The organism is Aquabacter cavernae, assembly GCF_003993795.1.
GTDB classification, from domain to species: domain Bacteria; phylum Pseudomonadota; class Alphaproteobacteria; order Rhizobiales; family Xanthobacteraceae; genus Aquabacter; species Aquabacter cavernae.
The window spans coordinates 323,929-341,204 of record NZ_RWKV01000017.1; the positions used below are offsets into that span (position 1 = coordinate 323,929).

Consider the following 17,276-nt stretch of genomic DNA (forward strand, 5'->3'; position numbering starts at 1 on the left):
CGTCGATCACGATCCAGGTGATGAATAAGACCCGAGCAGAGGTCAGGAGCGATGCGACGGACGAAAGCCGAAGCCGAGGAGACGCGCACGCGCCTCCTCGATATTGCCGAGCAGCTTTTTTTTGAGCACGGCGTCTCGCCCGTGACGCTGGAAAAGATTGCCGCCGCCGCGGGCGTGACCCGTGGCGCGATCTACTACCATTTCCCCAAGAAGGCCGACATTCTCCGCGCCCTGGACGCCCAGGCGTCCGTCGATATCGAGCGCCTCTTCGAGCAGGCCCTGCAGGAGGACAGCCCCGACCCGCTCGGCCTCGCGTGCAACCTGGCCCTGGAGGCCATGCGCCTGATCGCGACCGATGATCGGCGACAGCGGATTTTCAGCGTCCTGCTGCGGAGCGACTATCGCGGGGAGCTTGCGGAACTGCTCAAGTGGAAGCAGGAAATCAACGAGCGCTACCACTCCCAGACCATCCGCCTGTTCGAGGCGGCCCATGCCAAGGGCCATCTCAACGCCATCTGGCAGCCGGGCGTGGCCGCGCGCCTTTACGACTGGTTCTTCATCGGCCTTCTGTTCGACTGGCTGGATGATCCGCGCGCCTTCGATGTCCTGACGAAATGCCAGGAAGCCCTCACGGCGCTGCTGGCGAGCTGGTCCAGCCCCACCCGCCTCGCCATCGCCCCGCCCTGGCCTGCTGCGCAACTGGGATAGAGGCGGATCTCAATAGAGCGGGTTCTGAAGGAACCGCGTCTCCTTCACCGCATGCTTCGTCAGGCGGATCAATGCCTCGATGTTCGCCGAGGTGGCCTCCAGCCGATAGGCCGCATACATCATGGAGCTTTCCACCGGCGGATGGGCTTCGAGGATGCACAGGCGCCCGTCCGCATTCTCGGCATCGATCAGCGGACGGGGCAGCGTGCCGATGCCGATGCCCCGCTTGATGAGCTGGGCGATCACATAGACGCTGTTGCACGGAATGAGCCGCGTGGGCTCCACCCCGCAGCTGTTGAACCACCGCGTCACCGACGTTTCCGGTGACCCGCCGCGCGGGGGAATGGTGAGGATGGGCATGTGGCGGATCTCCTCCGCGACGAGGGGCTGCTTCAGCCCCGATTTCAGCCCGCCCGCCCAGCGCCGTTCGAGATAGCCGAGCGGCACCATCTGGAGATGCTGGGGCCGTGCCGGCTCGATGATGAAGCCGAGGTCGATGCGCCGCTCGCGCAGATCCTCCAGCAGGTCGGCGCTGGTGGAAATGTGCAGTTCCACCCGCAGATAGGGATGCACAGTCCCAAGGCTCCCCAGCAGCACCGGCAGGCAGCACACGGCGAACACTTCCGGCATGCCGATGCGCAGGGTGCCGCGCACCGCGGTCTCGCTCTGCGACAGGCTCTGGATGCGCTCGGCCTCTCCCAGAACCAGGAAGGCCCGCTCCATCAGCTCGGTGCCGGCATTGGTGAGGCGCATGCCGGTCCGCGACCGCTCGAAGAGCGTGGCGGAGAGCGCGATCTCCAGCTCCCGGATGCGCAGCGAGACGGAGGGCTGAGACAGGTTCAGATGCTGCGCGGCATCGCGCACGGTGCCCTGACGCGCCACCCAATAGAAGGCTTCGAGCTGGGCAAGCGTGAATCTCATGATTGGAAATTCCTATCGTAAGACCTCAAATATTCAAAATAGATTTGAGAATTTTTTCATCTAGAGTTCAATCCTGAGGCGACCAAAGAGCCGCCCGCACAGACCAAAATCCAGAGTTTGAACACCCCGGGCCGTGCCCGGCGAGCGCAGCTTTTTTCCGCATACGGCCCGCACGCAGCGGCGCCGTGCGTCATGACCGGCCGCTGTCCAGGGTCTCTGGCGCGGCATCGCGGCCATGACGGCTGCAACCCGCCAGCCGGGCGGCACAGCACTGTCGATTGCCCATTCACCCCTCGAGGCAATGAAGAAGACCGCCATGACGAGAAACGACCCCTTCACCGCCGCCTCCGCCAGCGACCTTGCCCAGCGCGAGGTGCCCGACGCGCTGCGCGCCACCGTCCGCACCGAGCTTCAGCCCGAACTCGATGCGATCCGCAGCGAGACCATGCGCGATCAGGTGGTGGAGGCCTGGGCCGTGGCCATCGCCCATTCCTCCTTCTCCTGCATCAGTGATCTGCGCGCCTCGGGCATGTGGAACACCGACCGGCTGGTGCGCGGCACCCAGGCGGACCATTTGCGCGGCGTGGCGGCCATCGCGCTGCAGATCGCGCGCGTGCTCAAGGCGCAGTTCCCGGAGCTGCCGGTGGACGAGGACATCCTGGTGGCCGGCGCCCTGTGCCACGACGTGGGCAAGCCCTACGAGTACGACCCGGTGAAGCGGGCCGCCCGCAAGGCGCAGCCGAGCAAGGCCGGCTGGCCCATCTTCCGCCACCCGCCCTACGGCATGCATATCTGCCTGACGGTGGGCCTGCCCGAGGAAGTGGCGCAGATCGCGCTCGGCCATTCCTATGAAGGCGAGGTGCTGGCGCGGAGCCCCGAATGCACCATCGTCCATTATGCCGATAAATCCTATTGGCAGACCCTGCGGATCAGCGGCCTCATGATCGATGATTTCAAGGAGAGCGATGCGTCCTGACCGGCGCGCCGCGACCCCGATCTGCATGAGGTGCCCATGACACAGGAACACGCCATCCCCCCCGCAGGTACGCGCATCGACGCCCTCGATACGCCCTGCCTGCTGCTGGACGAAGGCCGGCTCGACGCCAATCTCGCCCGCATGCGCGCCCGCTTCGCCCATAGTGGCGTGGCGTTCCGGCCGCACCTGAAGACGGCGAAGTCCGTTGACGTGACACGGCGGGCGCTGACGGGCACGCCGCACGGCCCCGTCACCGTCTCCACCCTCAAGGAGGCGGAGGTGTTTGCCGGGATCGGTGTCACCGACATCATCTATGCGGTGGGCATCGCCCCGTCGAAGCTGCCCCGCGTCCAGGCCCTGCGCCAGGCGGGCGTGGACATCGCGGTGATCCTCGACAGCGAGGCGCAGGCGGCAGCCATCGCCGCCGCCGCTGGCCCGCCCATCCCCGCGCTCATCGAGATCGATTCCGACGGCACGCGGGCCGGGCTTCTCCCCGAGGATACGCAGGCCATCGTCGCACTCGGCAAGATGCTGCATGCCTGCGGAGCGCTGCGCGGCGTCATCACCCATGCGGGCGGCAGCTATTCCGCCCGCACCGTCGCCGAATACGAGGCCCATGCCGAGCGTGAGCGGGCTGCGGCGGTGAGCGTTGCGCGGACACTGGAGACGGCGGGCCTGCCATGCCCGACAGTGAGCGTCGGCTCCACGCCCACCGCGCTCTATGGGCGCAATTTCGAGGGCCTCACCGAGGTCCGGGCCGGCGTCTTCATGTTCTTCGATCTGGCTCAGGCGGGCATCGGCGTCTGCACGTTCGACGATATCGCCATCTCGGTTCTCGCGACCGTCATCGGCCATCGCCGGGACCGGGGCTGGATCGTGGTGGATGCGGGCTGGACCGCCATGTCACGGGACCTCGGCACGTCGGCACAGGCGGTGAACCAGGGATACGGCTTGGTCTGCGACCTCGACGGCACGCCCTATGGCGACCTCATCATGGTCAGCGCGAGCCAGGAGCACGGCATCCTCGCCTTGCGCCCCGGCAGCACCGGCTCGCTGCCGGACCTGCCGGTGGGCAGCAAGGTGCGCGTGCTGCCCAACCATGCCTGCGCCACGGCCACGCAGCACGACGGCTACGTCCTGGTGCGGGAGGGCTCGGCCGAAACCCACGGCTTCTGGCCGCGCTTCCACGGATGGTGACACCAATGTCCAAAACCGATGCCCCTGCAAACGCCTCCGACATCGTCGCCGTCTCCGCACCGGGTGCGCCGCCGCCGGGCGGGCACTATTCCCAGGCCATCACCCATGGCGGGCTCGTCTATGCGTCCGGGCAGCTCCCGGTCCAGGCCGGAAAGCCGCACGATGCGGCCCCGCCGTTCGAGGCGCAGGCGCGCCGGGCCCTGGCCAATCTCTTCGCGGTGCTCGCGGCGGCCGGGTCCGGCCCCGAGAGCCTGCTGAAGGTGACGGTCTACATTGTCGGCGTGGAGAACTGGCCGGCCTTCAACGCCGTCTATGCCGAGATCCTCGGCGACGCCCGTCCGGCACGCTCCGTCGTGCCGGTGCCGCACCTCCATTACGGATATCTCGTCGAGATCGACGCCATCGCCGCGCAGAACCCGAAATAAAACGAACACGGGCTGCGAATGAAGACAAACACCTTCCAGAAAAACGAGGCAACGCCCGCAAGACGTGAACCAATCCAATAAGGGGAACTTGCATGCACATCTTATCACGCCGCGCCTTTGCACTGGCGCTCGCAGCCGGAATTGGCGCTGTCTCGGCCCCCGCCGCGCGGGCCGAGACGGACCAGATCCGCATCGCCAAGCAATATGGGCTCGCCTATTTGCCCCTGATGGTGATGGAGAAGGAAAAGCTCTACGAGAAGCGGGCGGCTGAGCTCGGCATCCCCACCAAGCCCGTCTATCTCACGCTGGGCAACAACACGGCGGCGAACGAGGCGCTCATCTCGGGCAATCTCGACGTGATCACCAACGGGCCGCCCGGCTTCCTCATCTTCTGGGGGCGCACCAAGGGCACCCGCAACGAGGTGAAGGGCATCGCGCCGCTGCTCAGCCAGTCCATGTGGCTCAACACCCGTGATCCCAACGTGAAGTCCATCAAGGACTTCACCGAGAAGGACCGGATCGCGCTGACGGCGGTGAAGAATTCCACCCCCGCCATCCTGCTGCAGATGGCGGCGGCGAAGGAATACGGCCCGGCCGAGTTCGCCAAGCTCGATCCCCTGACCGTGTCGCTCTCCCACCCGGACGGCATGAGCAGCCTCTTGTCGGGCAAGACAGAGATCACCGCGCATTTCACCTCGCCCCCGTTCCAGAACATGGAAGTGAAGACGCCGGGCATCCGCACCATCCTCACCTCCGAGGAGGTGATGGGCGGCCCCTCCACCTTCAACCTGCTCTTCACCACGTCCAAGTTCGACGCGGACAATCCCAAGGCGATCGAGGCACTGGTCAAGGCGCTGGACGATGCGCAAAAGCTGATCACTGCCGACAAGGAGAAGGCGGCGGACATCTATATCGAGATGTCGAACGCCAAGAACACGCCGAAGGCCGAGGTGGTGGAGCTGCTGAGCGATCCGACCACCGTCTACAGCCTGACGCCCCAGAAGTTCATGGCCTTCGCCAAGTTCCTGAACAGCATCGGCACGCTGAAGACCGCGCCGACCGACTGGAAGGACCTGTTCCTCCCCTACATCCACGATCAACCCGGCAACTGAGCGCCCGACACGCGCGGCCGGCGCCAGCCGGCCGCGCCGCGGTCCAGTGCGCCGGAGGAGGGACAATCGATGACACGTATAGAGGCGCGGCCGCTTGTGGACGTTCGCGACGTAACACTTCAGTACAAGACGCCTGAGCATCTTGTGACGGCGACCTACAAGGTGAGCTGTCAGGTGGAGGCGGGGGACCGCTATGTGATCCTGGGGCCTTCGGGCTGCGGCAAGTCCACCTTGCTCAAGGCCATTGGCGGCTTCATCAAGCCCGTCGGCGGCTCCATCGTCGTCAACGGCCGCGAGGTCCGCGAGCCCGGGCCGGACAGGATGATGGTGTTCCAGGAGTTCGAGCAGCTCATGCCCTGGAAGACCGTCCTCCAGAACGTCATGTTCCCCATGCTGGCGGCCGGAAAATATCTGCGCTCGGAGGCGAGGGACCGTGCCCTCTCCGCCATCGAGAAGGTGGGCCTCGCCAAGTTCAAAGGCGTCTATCCCCACATGCTCTCCGGCGGCATGAAGATGCGCGTCGCCATCGCCCGCGCCATGGCGCTGGAGCCGGACGTCCTGCTCATGGACGAGCCCTTCGCAGCGCTGGACGCCCTCACCCGGCGCAAGATGCAGGAGGAGTTGCTGGCGCTGTGGGACAGCCTGCGCTTCACCGTCCTCTTCGTCACCCATTCCATCGAGGAGGCCATCGTGGTGGGATCGCGCATCCTCATCCTCTCCCCCCATCCCGGACGGGTGCGCGCGGAGCTGGAGGCGGGGGCGCTCTCCTATGCGGACGTGGACACGCCCGAGTTCGGCGCCCTCTCCAAGCGCATCCATTCCCTGCTGTTCGAGGAGCATGCGGCACCGTCCGCGCTCACCCCGGAGCCCAAGCTCCAACTCGCCGCAACCCCGCGCTGAAGGAGGGCCAGCCATGTCCGTCACCCATCCCTTCAAGGGAGTTCCTGCCCGCCCCCGCCCCGACTTCGAGTGCGAGCCCCTGGATGCCAGCGGCATCGGCGACGTGGAGCGCCGCCTCTCGCCCATCGAGCGCATCCTCAACAATGATGCGGTGCGCCGCGCGGGCGTCCTCATCGCGCTGCTGGTGGTGTGGGAGCTCTATGCCCGCTGGGCCGACAACCCGCTCCTCTTCCCCACCTTCACCACCACCCTGGAGACCTTCGTCCACGACCTCCTGGACGGCACCCTCCTCGACCGCACCCGCACCTCGCTCTATCCCCTGGCGCTGGGCTATGTGGGCGGCATCGTGCTGGCCGCCATCCTCACATCGCTGGCCGTCTCCTCCCGCATCGGCGCCGACATCCTCACCACGCTCACCGCCATGTTCAACCCGCTGCCCGCCATCGCGGTTCTGCCGCTGGCGCTCATCTGGTTCGGCCTGGGCATCCCATCGCTGGTGTTCGTGATCATCCACTCGGTGCTCTGGGCGGTGTCGCTCTCCACCCTCACCGGCTTCCGCTCGGTGCCCGAGACCTTGCGCCTGTCGGGACGCAATTACGGGCTGAAGGGCATCCGCTACGTGGCGCTGATCCTGATCCCCGCGGCCTTCCCCACCATCCTGGCGGGCCTGAAGATCGGCTGGGCCTTCGCCTGGCGCACCCTGGTGGCCGCCGAGCTGGTCTTCGGCGTCTCCTCCCGCTCAGGGGGCCTGGGCTGGTACATCTTCGAGGCCCGCGCACAGCTCGAAACCCCAAAGGTCTTCGCCGGCCTCTTCACCGTCATCCTCATCGGACTGCTCGTCGAATCCGTCATCTTCAGAGCAATCGCGGCAAAGACAATCCAAAAATGGGGAATGCAGAGGTAAGGGTCAGGCTCCAGGGCCGGAACTCATTCGAGCCGGCCCGCAGATAAAGCGATGATGACGAGGCCCGCCGGATAATTGTCCGGCGGGCTTTTTCTCAACGGGATGGCGCCAGCCGGTGCCTTTGCGCCCCTTGTGAGCCTCTTCGCCGGAAGGGCAGGCGCGTCGTGCGAACCCCGAATCTCCGCGCCGCATCAGGCGACGAGCCTAACCAGGCCACCGGCATCCCGGCCCTTACCGACCGGCACCCAGCGGAACGGGGTCTCGACCTGGATCAAGGCCACGAGATGTCCTGATGCTGCTGGTGCTGAGGGCCGGGACGCAGGGGTGGCCGCGCCCGTCCTCTCAAAGGTCTAGAGGCGGATAAGCCCCTCAGGCTGACTTAACTCGAGGGGTCCAACTCTACTGCGCCGCCGCCTGCTCCTCGCGCCGACGCACGGTCTCCTGGTGTTTGGTGGCGATGGAGGCGATGAGCACGATGATGGCGATGAAGCCGATCATGACCGTGCAGATGGCGTTGATCTCCGGCGTCACGCCCATGCGGACCTGCGAATAGATGCGCATGGGGAGCGTGGTGGCGCCGGGGCCCGTCGTGAAGGAGGCGATCACCAGATCGTCCATGGACAGGGTGAAGGCCAGCATGAAGCCGGAGATCACCGCCGGCAGGATGAGCGGCAAGGTGATGATGAAGAAGGTCTTGGCCGGCGAACAGCCGAGATCCAGGGCCGCCTCTTCCAGGGAGCGGTCGAAGGTGACGAGGCGCGACTGCACCACCACCGCCACGAAGCACATGGTGAAGGTGGTGTGGGCCAGCATGATGGTCCAGAAGCCGCGCTCGAAGCCGATGGCCACGAACAGCAGCAGCAGCGACAGGCCGGTGATCACCTCCGGCATGACGAGGGGCGCATAGGTCATGCCCGAGAAGACCGAGCGGCCGGTGAACCGCCCGTAGCGGGTGAGCGCGATGGCGGCCAGGGTGCCGAGCACGGTCGCCACCAGCGAGGACAGGGCCGCAACGCGCAGCGTGACCCACACCGCGTCGAGCAACTGCTCGTCATGCAGCAGCGCCACATACCATTCCGTCGAGAAGCCGCCCCAGATGGTGACGAGGCGCGACCCATTGAAGGAATAGATGATGAGCAGCAGGATCGGAATGTAGAGGAAGGCAAATCCCAGCACCAGCGAAGTGACGTTGAACCAGGTGGGGCCGCGATTCATTTTCCCGCCTCCAGCTGGCGTGCCTGGATGTTCTGGTAGATGACGATGGGCACCACCAGCACGATGAGCAGCAGAACCGCCACCGCCGAGGACGCAGTCCAGGAACGGTTCACCGTGAACTCGGTCCACAGCGACTTGCCGATCATGAGCGTGTCGGACCCGCCGAGAAGATCGGGGATGACGAACTCACCCACGGCGGGGATGAAGCAGAGCAGCGCGCCCGCCGCCACACCCGGCAAGGAGAGCGGGAAGGTGACCAGCCAGAAGGCCTTCATGGGCGGGCAGCCCAGATCCTCCGCCGCCTCCAGCAGCGTGCCGTCCATCTTTTCCAGCGCGGAATAAAGCGGCAGCACCATGAAGGGCAGGTAGGAATAGACGATGCCGATATAGACGGCGAGGTCGGTATTGAGGATCTCCAGCGGCGTGTCGATGATGCCGAGCGCCGTCAGCGCCTGATTGAGCAGGCCGTCCTGGGAGAGGATGCCGATCCAGGCATAGACGCGGATCAGGAACGAGGTCCAGAACGGCAGGATCACCATCATCACCAGGGTCGGCTGGATGGAGCGCGGCGCGCGGGCCATGCCGTAGGCGATGGGATAGCCCACCAGCAGCAGAAGCAGCGTGGAGACGCCGGCGATGATGAGGCTGGAGCCGTAGGCGTTGAGGAACTCGTTGTTCCAGTCCAGCACGTAGCCGTAATTGTCGAAATTGAGCTGCGAGAAGAAGTCCTTCAGGCCCGCCCATCCCTGGGAGAGGTCGAGGAGCGGTGTGTAGGGCGGCTGCGCGATCACGTCCTGCGACAGGCTGATCTTCAGCACGATCAGGAACGGGACGACGAACAGCAGCAGCAGCCAGAAGAAAGGGACCGCGATCACCAGTCGGCGACCGATCCCCCGTGATCCAGGAAGGGCCATGGTGTCCCTCCTATCGGCTCAACACCACGCCGGCATGCGGCGTGAAGGTGACATAGACCTTGTCTTCCCAGGTGATGGGCCGCTCGACCACGCGCGAGAGATTGGGCTGGGACACCTTGATGCGCGTCCCGCAGGGCAGCTCCACATGGTAGACGGACAGGTCGCCCAGATAGCCGATGTCCCAGATCTCGCCCTCGAAGCAATTGCCCGCCGCCGCGTCCGGCGCATCCAGCGAGATGCGCATCTTCTCGGGGCGAATGGCGAGCCACACTTCGTCCCCCGGCTTCTGGTCGCCCGAATGGGTGACCTGGAGCGGATGGGGCGTGAGGGAGGTGGCGAGCCGCAGGTCGCTGCCGAAGCAGCCTTCCACCTTGCAGGCGATGATGTTCACGTCGCCGATGAAGTCCGCCACGTATTTGGTGGCCGGCTGCTCATAGATGGTCGCGGGCGGATCCACCTGGACCAGCACGCCGTGATTCATCACGGCGATGCGATCCGCCACCGTCATGGCCTCTTCCTGGTCGTGGGTCACGATCAGGAAGGTCATGCCGAGGCTCTGCTGCAGGTCCATCAGCTCGAACTGGGTCTCTTCGCGCAGCTTCTTGTCCAGCGCGCCCAGCGGCTCGTCCAGCAGAAGCACCTTGGGGCGGTTGGCCACCGCGCGCGCCAGGGCCACGCGCTGGCGCTGACCGCCGGAAAGCTGGTGCGGCTTGCGCTTGGCGAAGGATTCCAGCTTCACCAGCGCCAGCATCTCCTCCACCCGCGCCGCGATCTCGCCCTTGCCCATGCCCGCCTGCTTGGGGCCGAAGGCGATGTTGTCCGCCACGCTCATGTGGGGGAACAGCGCATAGGACTGGAACATCATGTTCACGGGCCGCTCATAGGGCGGCACGCCGGTAAGATCCTGGCCGGCGAGGGTGATGCGCCCTTCGGTGGGCTCCTCGAACCCCGCGAGCATGCGCATCAGCGTGGTCTTTCCACAGCCGGACGGCCCCAGCAGCGCGAAGAACTCGCGCTCATAAATGTCCAGGCTGACATGGTTCACGGCGGTGAAGGCGCCGAAGCTCTTCACCACATTCTCGAACCGGATCAGCGGCGTGGCGGAGGGATCGGTCCAGGGCGAGAAGGTGCGCCTGACGGCGCCGATGGTCTGCGTCCGCGCTTTGGCCATGAAGCCCCGCTTATCCCCTCGTTGTTCTTAGTGAGAGGCTATCCGTCTCCCGCGCAACGCTCAAGCCTTGTGCAGGCGCAAAAAAAGAGCGCACCGCACCACGGACGCATCAATATGCGGCACGCCCAAGCTGCGACCGGCCTTCTCCGCAGCATCTTCAGGCTTCGCGGCGGGTGCGCATGGCCCTCCACCGGTGATCAAGACGCCCGATTGAGCAGCCAGGGTGATTCACTCCTGCCGAACGAAGCTCCGGTGGAGAAGCCGCACCTTTTCGGCGCACAGGGGCTGGGGGAGGCTTGCACCCTCCGCCGGCTTGTGGCAGGAACGGCGCACTCGCGGCGGACCTCCCGCCGCTTCCGCTCCTGACAGCGCCCTTCGACGGCGCGAGCCGGCTTCCGGCACCAGGCGCGACCCGGACGCTGCGGTAGCTCAGTGGTAGAGCACTCCATTGGTAATGGAGAGGTCGAGAGTTCAATCCTCTCTCGCAGCACCAGTTTTCCCGATACGTCACCAACTTGCACACAGGCCCCGAACGCACGGCTGCGTCGCCTGTACATGGTGCAGCCCCACGTCGCGGAGCGCCTTCCAGGCTTGAACGGGGGGTGGAAGCGGTCTATCGCCCTGCGCGGGGTGCCCGCGCGCGCTGGCGCCTTCCTTACTCCCCGCCCGCGCCCGCGCGGGCCTGCAGCAGGAATTCGCAGATGACCATCGTCCGCCTCGACAAGGGCGCCCGCATGAGCGAGGCCGTCATCCACGGCAACACCATCTATCTCGCCGGCCAGGTGGCCGAGGGGCCGGACGTGGCCGCCCAGACCCGCGGCGTGCTCGCCTCCATCGACGCGCTCCTGGAGCGTGCCGGCTCCAGCAAGGCCAACATCCTTTCCGCCACCATCTGGCTCTCGGACATCGCCGACTTCGCCGAGATGAACAGCGTGTGGGACAGCTGGGTGGACAAGGACAATCCCCCGGCGCGCGCCACCAGCGAGGGCAAGCTGGCCGCCCCGAAGTTCAAGGTGGAAATCATCGTCGTCGCGGCGAAGCCCTGATGCCGACGCCCCGCGCGGCTCGCGCGGGGCTTTCCCCTCAGGCGCCTCTGCGGCGCTTGCGATACTCGCGCAGGCCGTAGGCGGTGAAGGCGCTGATGAGGGCGACGATGACGCCCGACCAAGTGGTGCTCGGGATGGCGAAGGCCGCCATCAATGCGTGCAGCACCGCATAGCAGATGAAGAACACCCCGAAATAAATGATCGTGTCGGTGGCGTTCATCACCCTCTCCCACAATAGCCGCGCATCACGCGGCGTCCTTTAATTTCAGCAGCGCGGCATGGAGCCGGCATAGTCCGTCCTTATAGGGGGCCGATGCCGCACGGAAAAGCGGACGCGAGGCCGCGCGCCGCATGCCCCTCCCGAGGCTGTTCCAGCGTTTCGCGGAAACGCTCAAGGCACGCCCGCCGAGCGCCTCATAGGCCACATCGATGCGCGCCTGCACGGTCACGTCGCCTGCCTGGGTGTAGCCCGCAAGGCCAAACGTGATGCCGAGGGGGCGTCGCGCGGGCAGAGCGCGCCGCGTCCAAACGCTTGAGACGACACACCCGCCCACGGAGCCCGGTCCCGACCGCGCACTGCATCCTTGAAGCGGATGGCGGGCGGGAAGGCCCGGCCTCGTTCAGGCCGGAGCGTCCAGCAGCGGGTCGCCCTCCGGCATCAGCCCCGGCAGGATGATGGTGAAGACGGCGCCGTCCGCATCATTGGCCACGCTGAGATTGCCGCCATGGTCGCGGATGATGCCGAAGGAGACCGAGAGGCCGAGCCCCGTGCCCTGCCCGGCGGCCTTGGTGGTGAAGAAGGGCTGGAAGACCTTGCCGATGATGCTCTCCGGCACGCCGCCCGCATTGTCGCGCACCACCAGGCGCACGGTGCAGGCATTCCCCTCCCCCGGCTCGCTCACGCAGGTCACGTCGATGGCGCCGCGATAGCCCGGCGTGCCCTGGCGCCGGGCCCGCACGGCATCGCGGGCGTTGAGCAGCAAATTGATGAGCACCTGCTCCAGTTGCTCCTGACGGCACAGCACCTTCACGTCCGGACCCGTGGGCAGTGGCGCGGTGAGGGTGATGTCGTCGAGGCGGATCTGCGTGCCCACCACCTGCAACGCGCCTTCGATGGCCGCCGCCACCGAGGAGGGTTCGCGGCGCAATTCGCTCTTGCGCCCGAATATCCGCATATGGTCGATGATCGCCTTCATCCGGCCCGTCTGGTGGATGATGCGGTTGAGCTTCTCTTCCGTATGCTCGGGCGGCAGGCCGCGCTTGAGGCCACTCAGCGCATTGGCGGCCGCAAGGCGGATGACGCCCAGCGGCTGGTTGATCTCATGGGCAAGGCCGGTGACCAGTTCGCCCAGGGCCGCCATCTTCGACATCTGGTAGAGGTTGTTCTCCTCGGTGCGCGCTGCCGTTCGGTCGAGGGCGAACACCACCATTTCCCGCTCGGGCACCTCGCCCTGGGGCGCGGCGGCATTCTCCAGATTGCCGATCTGCGCGACCACATATTGGATCTCGTGCTCCTCACCATCCTGGGTGAAATGCTCGATATTCACGGAGGAGGCGTCGCTGGCGGCGAGCCGCGACACGAACTGGCTGCCGCGCACATAGCGCGCCACCGGGGAGGCATCGTCGGAACTGCTGGCGCCGATGGGGCTCGCAACGTCCCCGCTCACATGCACGACGCTGACGCCGGGCATGTTGCCGAAGGCCCGCAGGAACTGCGCCTCGCGCTGGCGCGCGCCCGCATGGAACTCCTTGGTGCGCAGCCGCTGCTCCAGCCGGTTGTTGCGGATGACCATCACGCCCAGCACCAGCAGCGCCACGCCGAGACCGGCGGAAACTGCGCCGGTGGCCACCATGAACTCCTCGCTCTGCCGGCGCACAAAGGTCCGGTCGGAGGCCACGAGGACCGTCAGGGGAAAGCGCTTGGACGAGACGAAATAGCCGATGCGCTCCACCTGATCGAGCGGACTCACGGACTGATAGACGCCCTCCGGGCTTTCGCGCATGAGCTGGAAGGCGGCGGAGTTGCTCATGTCCTGGCCCACGCGATCGCCCGCCCCCGCACCGGCCGCGCGGGCGCGGATGACGCCGTCAAAGCCCACCAGGACCACCAGTACATTGGGGTCGGTGCGCAGGCGGCTGTAGAATTCCATCAGGTCCGCGATCTCATAGGACGCCACCAGCACGCCCAGCAGCCGGCCATGCTCGTTGCGCACCGCGCGGCTGAACTGGATGGTCCAGACCTTGGACACGCGGCCCTTTACGGGCTTGCTGACGAAGACATTGTCGCCGGCGAGCCCATCCAGATGCACCCGGACATGATCGCGGTCCGACAGGTCGAAGGGGTTTCCGGGCGGCGCCAGATTACTGGCGATGAAGCGGCCGCCCGCATCCACCAGGGACAATTGAATGACGGAGGCCGGAAGCGGGGCATTCCGCAACTCACGGTAGATGTCGTCGGAACTCCATTTGTCGCCCAGGTAGGTCCCGAAATTGATCATGAAGCTGTCGATCGCCTCGATGGTACGATCGAGATGGGACATCAGGACATAGGCAAGGCGCCGGGATGTATCGACGGATTCCTTCTCCGCCTGGCGGACGTGCAGTTTATACGTGAGGATCGCCAGGCTCGGCGGCGCACAGCACACTACAGCGAGCACGAGCCAAACGAAGATCGCCCGCGTGCGGGACTGTGGCCGACCTCCAGTTGTTTCGTTGTTTTCCGATCGCCCCATGAGAAACCGCAGCCTACCCCATTATTAGCGTGTCCGATCCGCCCTCAAGCTGCAAGCGCATTGTCGCTGACGACGCGAAACCTACCAGGGGATGCATAAAAACTTAACATACCCGCATAAGGCGAGATTGCATCCAAACTGGTGCCATCACCTCCTGGTCAGCGCCAAAATGGAGCGGGTGCCAAGCGCTTTCCACCCATTGCTATGGCAACTTACGCGATAGATTAACATCGTCTTAAGTTTTGATTCGCGCCGTCTCCCTGCACCCTCTCGCGAGAGGATGAAGCCGAAGCATGCCTCGCACCGCCCTCATCGCCAGCCTGCTTCTCGCCTGGCTGAGTATTCCGGCTGCGGCGCAGTCGGTGCTCGTGCGTTGGGCGGGCAAGGACGGAAAGGTCCTGAGCCAGCAGGAGCTGACGCTTGCGGCGCTGGATGCCCTGCCCCAGGCCAGCATCGAAACCTCGACCCCCTGGGAGGATGGCCGCCGCCACTTCACAGGCCCCCTCCTCGCCTCCATCGCCACGCTCTCCGGACGCGATCCGAGCGAAGTGCAGGTGGGCGCGCTCAATGACTACAGAATGTCCATCCCTGCGGAAGATTGGAGACACAACGGCGCCTTATTCTCGACCAGGATTGATGGAAACGTCATCCGCATAAAAGATAAAGGGCCGTTTTGGATCATGTATCCAATCGACAGCGACGCCAAATTTCGTCAGGCTTACTATAAGGCCCGTATGGTTTGGCAGGTGAAAAGCCTTGACTTCGTGGTCGAATAAGATGCGCGCCCCCTTGCGCTCCTGGTCGGCCACGCTCTGCGCGGTGACCTTCTGCCTGTTCGTGGCCACGACGCTCCTTTACATCTGGGAGAACAAGCACCGCGCCGTTCTCTCGCAGACCGTCACCAATTCCGGCTGGGTCGCCTATCAGGCGCAGCTTGAGCATGTGAAGTCGGCCGCCGCCATTGAGCATGCGAAAGACCATTTCACCCCGCAGGTGGTGGCGGATCTCGCCCTGCGGCTGGAAATCCTGCGCTCGCGGCTGCCGATCCTCTATGCCTCCGAGGAAGGGCGCATCCTGCCCGAGATCGCCGCCATGCAGCCCGCTTTGCAGGCCTATGAGCGCCTGCTGGACCGCATGATCGACGAGTTGCCCGCGCTGCATCCGCCCGACGCCGGCACTCCCGAAATGCTTGCCCGCTGGGCCAGCGCCCTCGCCCCGCTGGGACCCGAGCTTCAGACCGTGCTGATGGCGTCCGTCGCCTATAACAATTCGCTGTTCGAGCGCGAGCGCACCCTCGCCACGCAGCTCGCCATCGTGCCGCTCGCCTTGCTGTTCCTGTCCGGTACGAGTCTGGTGGCCATGCTGCTGCTCCAGAGCCGCCGCGACACCGCGCGCATTGCCGAAGTGGAGCGGGCGCGCCGGGCCATCGCGGACATGGAGGGAAACCTGCGGGGGGTGATCCAGGCGGCCCCAACCGCCATGGCCGTCATCGACCCGAGCCGCAATGCGGTGCGCTTCGTCAATCCGGCGGCCGCGCAGATGGTGGCCGGCTCGCTCGACCATCCCGATTGGAAGCGCCTGATCGAAGTCGCGGCCCAGGATGTGCGGACCGGCGATGCCGAGGGCGCCACGGTCAAGATGGCCCTCACCAAGGCCAATGGCGACGTGATCTCCCTCAGGGGCCATCTGTGTCCGGTGACCTGGGAAGGCCGCCCGCAGGTTCTCGTGGTCATGATCGACACGACCCGCGCGCAGCATGCGGACCTGCAGTCGCTCCAGGCCGCCAAGCTGGCCGCGCTCGGCGAGATGGCGAATGCCCTCTCCCACGAAATCAACCAGCCCCTGGCGGTGATCCGCATGGCGGTGGCGAACGCTCATCGCCACCTGGAGACGGAAGGCGCGCGGGACGCGGTCGCGGCCAAGCTGGAACGGGTCTCCACCCAGGTGGATCGCGCCAAGCGCATCATTGAGCAGGTCAGGCACTATGGGCGCCTGCCCAGCGGCACTGCCGAGATCTTCCCGCTCGGACAGGCCATCGAGTTGGCGGCCGGGTCCGTCGCCGAACAGTATCGGTCCGCGGGCATCCGCCTCGCTTTGCAGCTCGACCTCCCGCCCGAGCACACCGTGAGCGGCGACCGGGCCATGCTGGAGCATGTCATCGTCAACCTGCTGGTGAATGCGCGCGACGCCTTCGCCCTGCAGGACGACACGCGCCCGCGCACCGTGTGGCTGCGCGCCCAGGCCCAGGAAGGTCGCGCCGTCATCGAGGTGGAGGATGCGGCGGGCGGCATCAGCGACGACCTGATGTCGCGCATCTTCGAGCCCTTCTCCACCACCAAGGTCGCCCAGAAGGGCACCGGCCTCGGCCTCGCCCTGGCGCGCAGCGTGGTGCGCGACATGAACGGCCAGATCATGGCCGAGAACATGCGCTACGGCGCATGCTTCACCCTTGTCCTTCCCCTCGCGCCGGCGGCGGCCTCCTCGGCAGAACGCGAGGCCGCATGATCCGCGAGCCGTCCATCCTGATCTGCGACGACGAGGCGGATCTCGCGGGAGAACTCGGCGAGTTCTTCGCCGCCTGCGGATGGCGTGCCATGGTCCACACCAGCGCGCCCGACGCGCTGGAAGCGCTGCATGCGGGCGCGGCGCCCACATGCCTGCTCACCGACCTGCGGGTCGGCCATTTCAGCGGCGCCGAACTGGTCTCCGCCACCCGCCGCCTGCCCAACCAGCTTCAGCCGCTCATCTACTGCATCATGACCGGGCACGTGCTGGATACAACCGCCGCCAAGGATTTCGGCGTCGATCTGCTGTATCTGAAGCCCATCGATCCCGATCTGGTGCTGAGCGATATCCAGTCATTCCTGGAAGATACTTTCAAGCTTCCCACGGGGACCTGATCCCATCGGGCTCCCTGCGGCGGCGGCAGTCTCCCCCCGGAGGGAGACCGCTTCAGGACGGCTCTCCATTCATGCCCGTGCCACGCCCGGGAGGCACGCCACGGCCAGGCGTGGATCGGCCATGGCCCCGATCATCTCACTGGGCGGAACCCGGA

The 17,276-nt window shown here is 65.9% G+C and carries 18 protein-coding genes and 1 tRNA gene; 12 read left to right on the forward strand and 7 right to left on the reverse strand.

The window, feature by feature from the left end:
- Positions 1–51 precede the first annotated feature (51 nt).
- Positions 52–708 (forward strand): TetR family transcriptional regulator, encoded by a 657-nt coding sequence (locus EJJ38_RS19420; RefSeq protein WP_127092078.1) that lies wholly within the window; start codon positions 52–54, stop codon positions 706–708.
- 9 nt (positions 709–717) lie between these two features.
- On the opposite strand, the gene EJJ38_RS19425 is transcribed toward EJJ38_RS19420, so the two are convergent.
- Entirely contained in the window at positions 718–1,629 is a 912-nt protein-coding gene (locus EJJ38_RS19425) for a LysR family transcriptional regulator (RefSeq protein WP_127092079.1), read from the reverse strand.
- A gap of 316 nt (positions 1,630–1,945) precedes the next feature.
- Between EJJ38_RS19425 and EJJ38_RS19430 the strand changes: the two genes are divergently transcribed.
- The 6 genes from EJJ38_RS19430 (at position 1,946) to EJJ38_RS19455 (ending at position 7,143) form a co-directional block, all read left to right on the forward strand.
- The gene (locus EJJ38_RS19430) at positions 1,946–2,605 is read left to right on the forward strand and encodes an HD domain-containing protein (protein WP_127092080.1); all 660 of its coding nucleotides are present in this window, start codon (positions 1,946–1,948) and stop codon (positions 2,603–2,605) included.
- A gap of 36 nt (positions 2,606–2,641) precedes the next feature.
- Complete coding sequence (locus EJJ38_RS19435) at positions 2,642–3,802, forward strand: alanine racemase (protein ID WP_127092081.1); 1,161 nt, start codon at positions 2,642–2,644, stop codon at positions 3,800–3,802.
- Positions 3,803–3,807: 5 nt separating this feature from the next.
- Positions 3,808–4,227 (forward strand): RidA family protein, encoded by a 420-nt coding sequence (locus tag EJJ38_RS19440; protein ID WP_127092082.1) that lies wholly within the window; start codon positions 3,808–3,810, stop codon positions 4,225–4,227.
- 92 nt (positions 4,228–4,319) lie between these two features.
- Positions 4,320–5,339 carry an ABC transporter substrate-binding protein gene (locus EJJ38_RS19445; RefSeq protein ID WP_127092083.1) on the forward strand — a complete coding sequence of 340 codons (1,020 nt, stop codon included), beginning with the start codon at positions 4,320–4,322 and terminating at the stop codon, positions 5,337–5,339.
- A 69-nt stretch (positions 5,340–5,408) separates the two neighbouring features.
- Positions 5,409–6,239, forward strand: coding sequence for an ABC transporter ATP-binding protein (locus EJJ38_RS19450; protein WP_127092084.1), 831 nt, complete (start codon positions 5,409–5,411; stop codon positions 6,237–6,239).
- Positions 6,240–6,252: 13 nt separating this feature from the next.
- Positions 6,253–7,143 carry an ABC transporter permease gene (locus tag EJJ38_RS19455; RefSeq protein WP_127092085.1) on the forward strand — a complete coding sequence of 297 codons (891 nt, stop codon included), beginning with the start codon at positions 6,253–6,255 and terminating at the stop codon, positions 7,141–7,143.
- A gap of 399 nt (positions 7,144–7,542) precedes the next feature.
- Here the strand turns inward: EJJ38_RS19455 and EJJ38_RS19460 are convergent, their stop codons facing one another.
- Genes EJJ38_RS19460 through EJJ38_RS19470 form a run of 3 tightly spaced genes read right to left on the reverse strand, consistent with a single transcriptional unit; the run spans position 7,543 to position 10,443 of the window.
- Positions 7,543–8,358 carry an ABC transporter permease gene (locus EJJ38_RS19460; protein WP_127092086.1) on the reverse strand — a complete coding sequence of 272 codons (816 nt, stop codon included), beginning with the start codon at positions 8,356–8,358 and terminating at the stop codon, positions 7,543–7,545.
- Positions 8,355–9,272: an ABC transporter permease subunit gene (locus EJJ38_RS19465; protein WP_127092087.1), complete on the reverse strand. Its 918-nt coding sequence runs from the start codon at positions 9,270–9,272 to the stop codon at positions 8,355–8,357. Before EJJ38_RS19465 ends, EJJ38_RS19460 begins: the two co-directional genes overlap by 4 nt.
- A 10-nt stretch (positions 9,273–9,282) precedes the next feature.
- A complete protein-coding gene (locus EJJ38_RS19470) occupies positions 9,283–10,443 on the reverse strand; it encodes an ABC transporter ATP-binding protein (RefSeq protein ID WP_127092088.1) in 1,161 nt (386 codons plus the stop codon).
- Positions 10,444–10,861: 418 nt separating this feature from the next.
- On the opposite strand from EJJ38_RS19470, the gene EJJ38_RS19475 reads away from it, so the two are divergent.
- Both EJJ38_RS19475 and EJJ38_RS19480 read left to right on the forward strand, forming a co-directional pair.
- Positions 10,862–10,936: transfer RNA gene (locus tag EJJ38_RS19475), tRNA-Thr, on the forward strand.
- 208 nt (positions 10,937–11,144) lie between these two features.
- Positions 11,145–11,489: a RidA family protein gene (locus tag EJJ38_RS19480; RefSeq protein ID WP_127092089.1), complete on the forward strand. Its 345-nt coding sequence runs from the start codon at positions 11,145–11,147 to the stop codon at positions 11,487–11,489.
- A gap of 37 nt (positions 11,490–11,526) precedes the next feature.
- Here the strand turns inward: EJJ38_RS19480 and EJJ38_RS19485 are convergent, their stop codons facing one another.
- The 3 genes from EJJ38_RS19485 to EJJ38_RS19495 all read right to left on the reverse strand — a co-directional run bounded on the left by EJJ38_RS19485 (position 11,527) and on the right by EJJ38_RS19495 (position 14,029).
- Positions 11,527–11,709, reverse strand: coding sequence for a hypothetical protein (locus tag EJJ38_RS19485; RefSeq protein ID WP_127092090.1), 183 nt, complete (start codon positions 11,707–11,709; stop codon positions 11,527–11,529).
- Positions 11,710–11,734: 25 nt separating this feature from the next.
- Positions 11,735–11,938: a hypothetical protein gene (locus EJJ38_RS19490; RefSeq protein ID WP_127092091.1), complete on the reverse strand. Its 204-nt coding sequence runs from the start codon at positions 11,936–11,938 to the stop codon at positions 11,735–11,737.
- A gap of 171 nt (positions 11,939–12,109) precedes the next feature.
- Positions 12,110–14,029 (reverse strand): ATP-binding protein, encoded by a 1,920-nt coding sequence (locus EJJ38_RS19495; protein WP_164738587.1) that lies wholly within the window; start codon positions 14,027–14,029, stop codon positions 12,110–12,112.
- Between the two features lie 485 nt (positions 14,030–14,514).
- Between EJJ38_RS19495 and EJJ38_RS19500 the strand changes: the two genes are divergently transcribed.
- Genes EJJ38_RS19500 through EJJ38_RS19510 form a run of 3 tightly spaced genes read left to right on the forward strand, consistent with a single transcriptional unit; the run spans position 14,515 to position 17,121 of the window.
- Positions 14,515–14,997 carry a putative pterin-binding protein gene (locus EJJ38_RS19500; RefSeq protein ID WP_127092093.1) on the forward strand — a complete coding sequence of 161 codons (483 nt, stop codon included), beginning with the start codon at positions 14,515–14,517 and terminating at the stop codon, positions 14,995–14,997.
- 1 nt (position 14,998) lies between these two features.
- On the forward strand, positions 14,999–16,726 hold the full coding sequence (locus EJJ38_RS19505; RefSeq protein ID WP_127092094.1) for a sensor histidine kinase: 1,728 nt from the start codon (positions 14,999–15,001) through the stop codon (positions 16,724–16,726).
- Positions 16,723–17,121: a response regulator gene (locus EJJ38_RS19510; protein ID WP_164738588.1), complete on the forward strand. Its 399-nt coding sequence runs from the start codon at positions 16,723–16,725 to the stop codon at positions 17,119–17,121. The genes EJJ38_RS19505 and EJJ38_RS19510 overlap by 4 nt, the downstream gene beginning before the upstream one ends.
- The last annotated feature ends 155 nt before the right edge of the window (positions 17,122–17,276 follow it).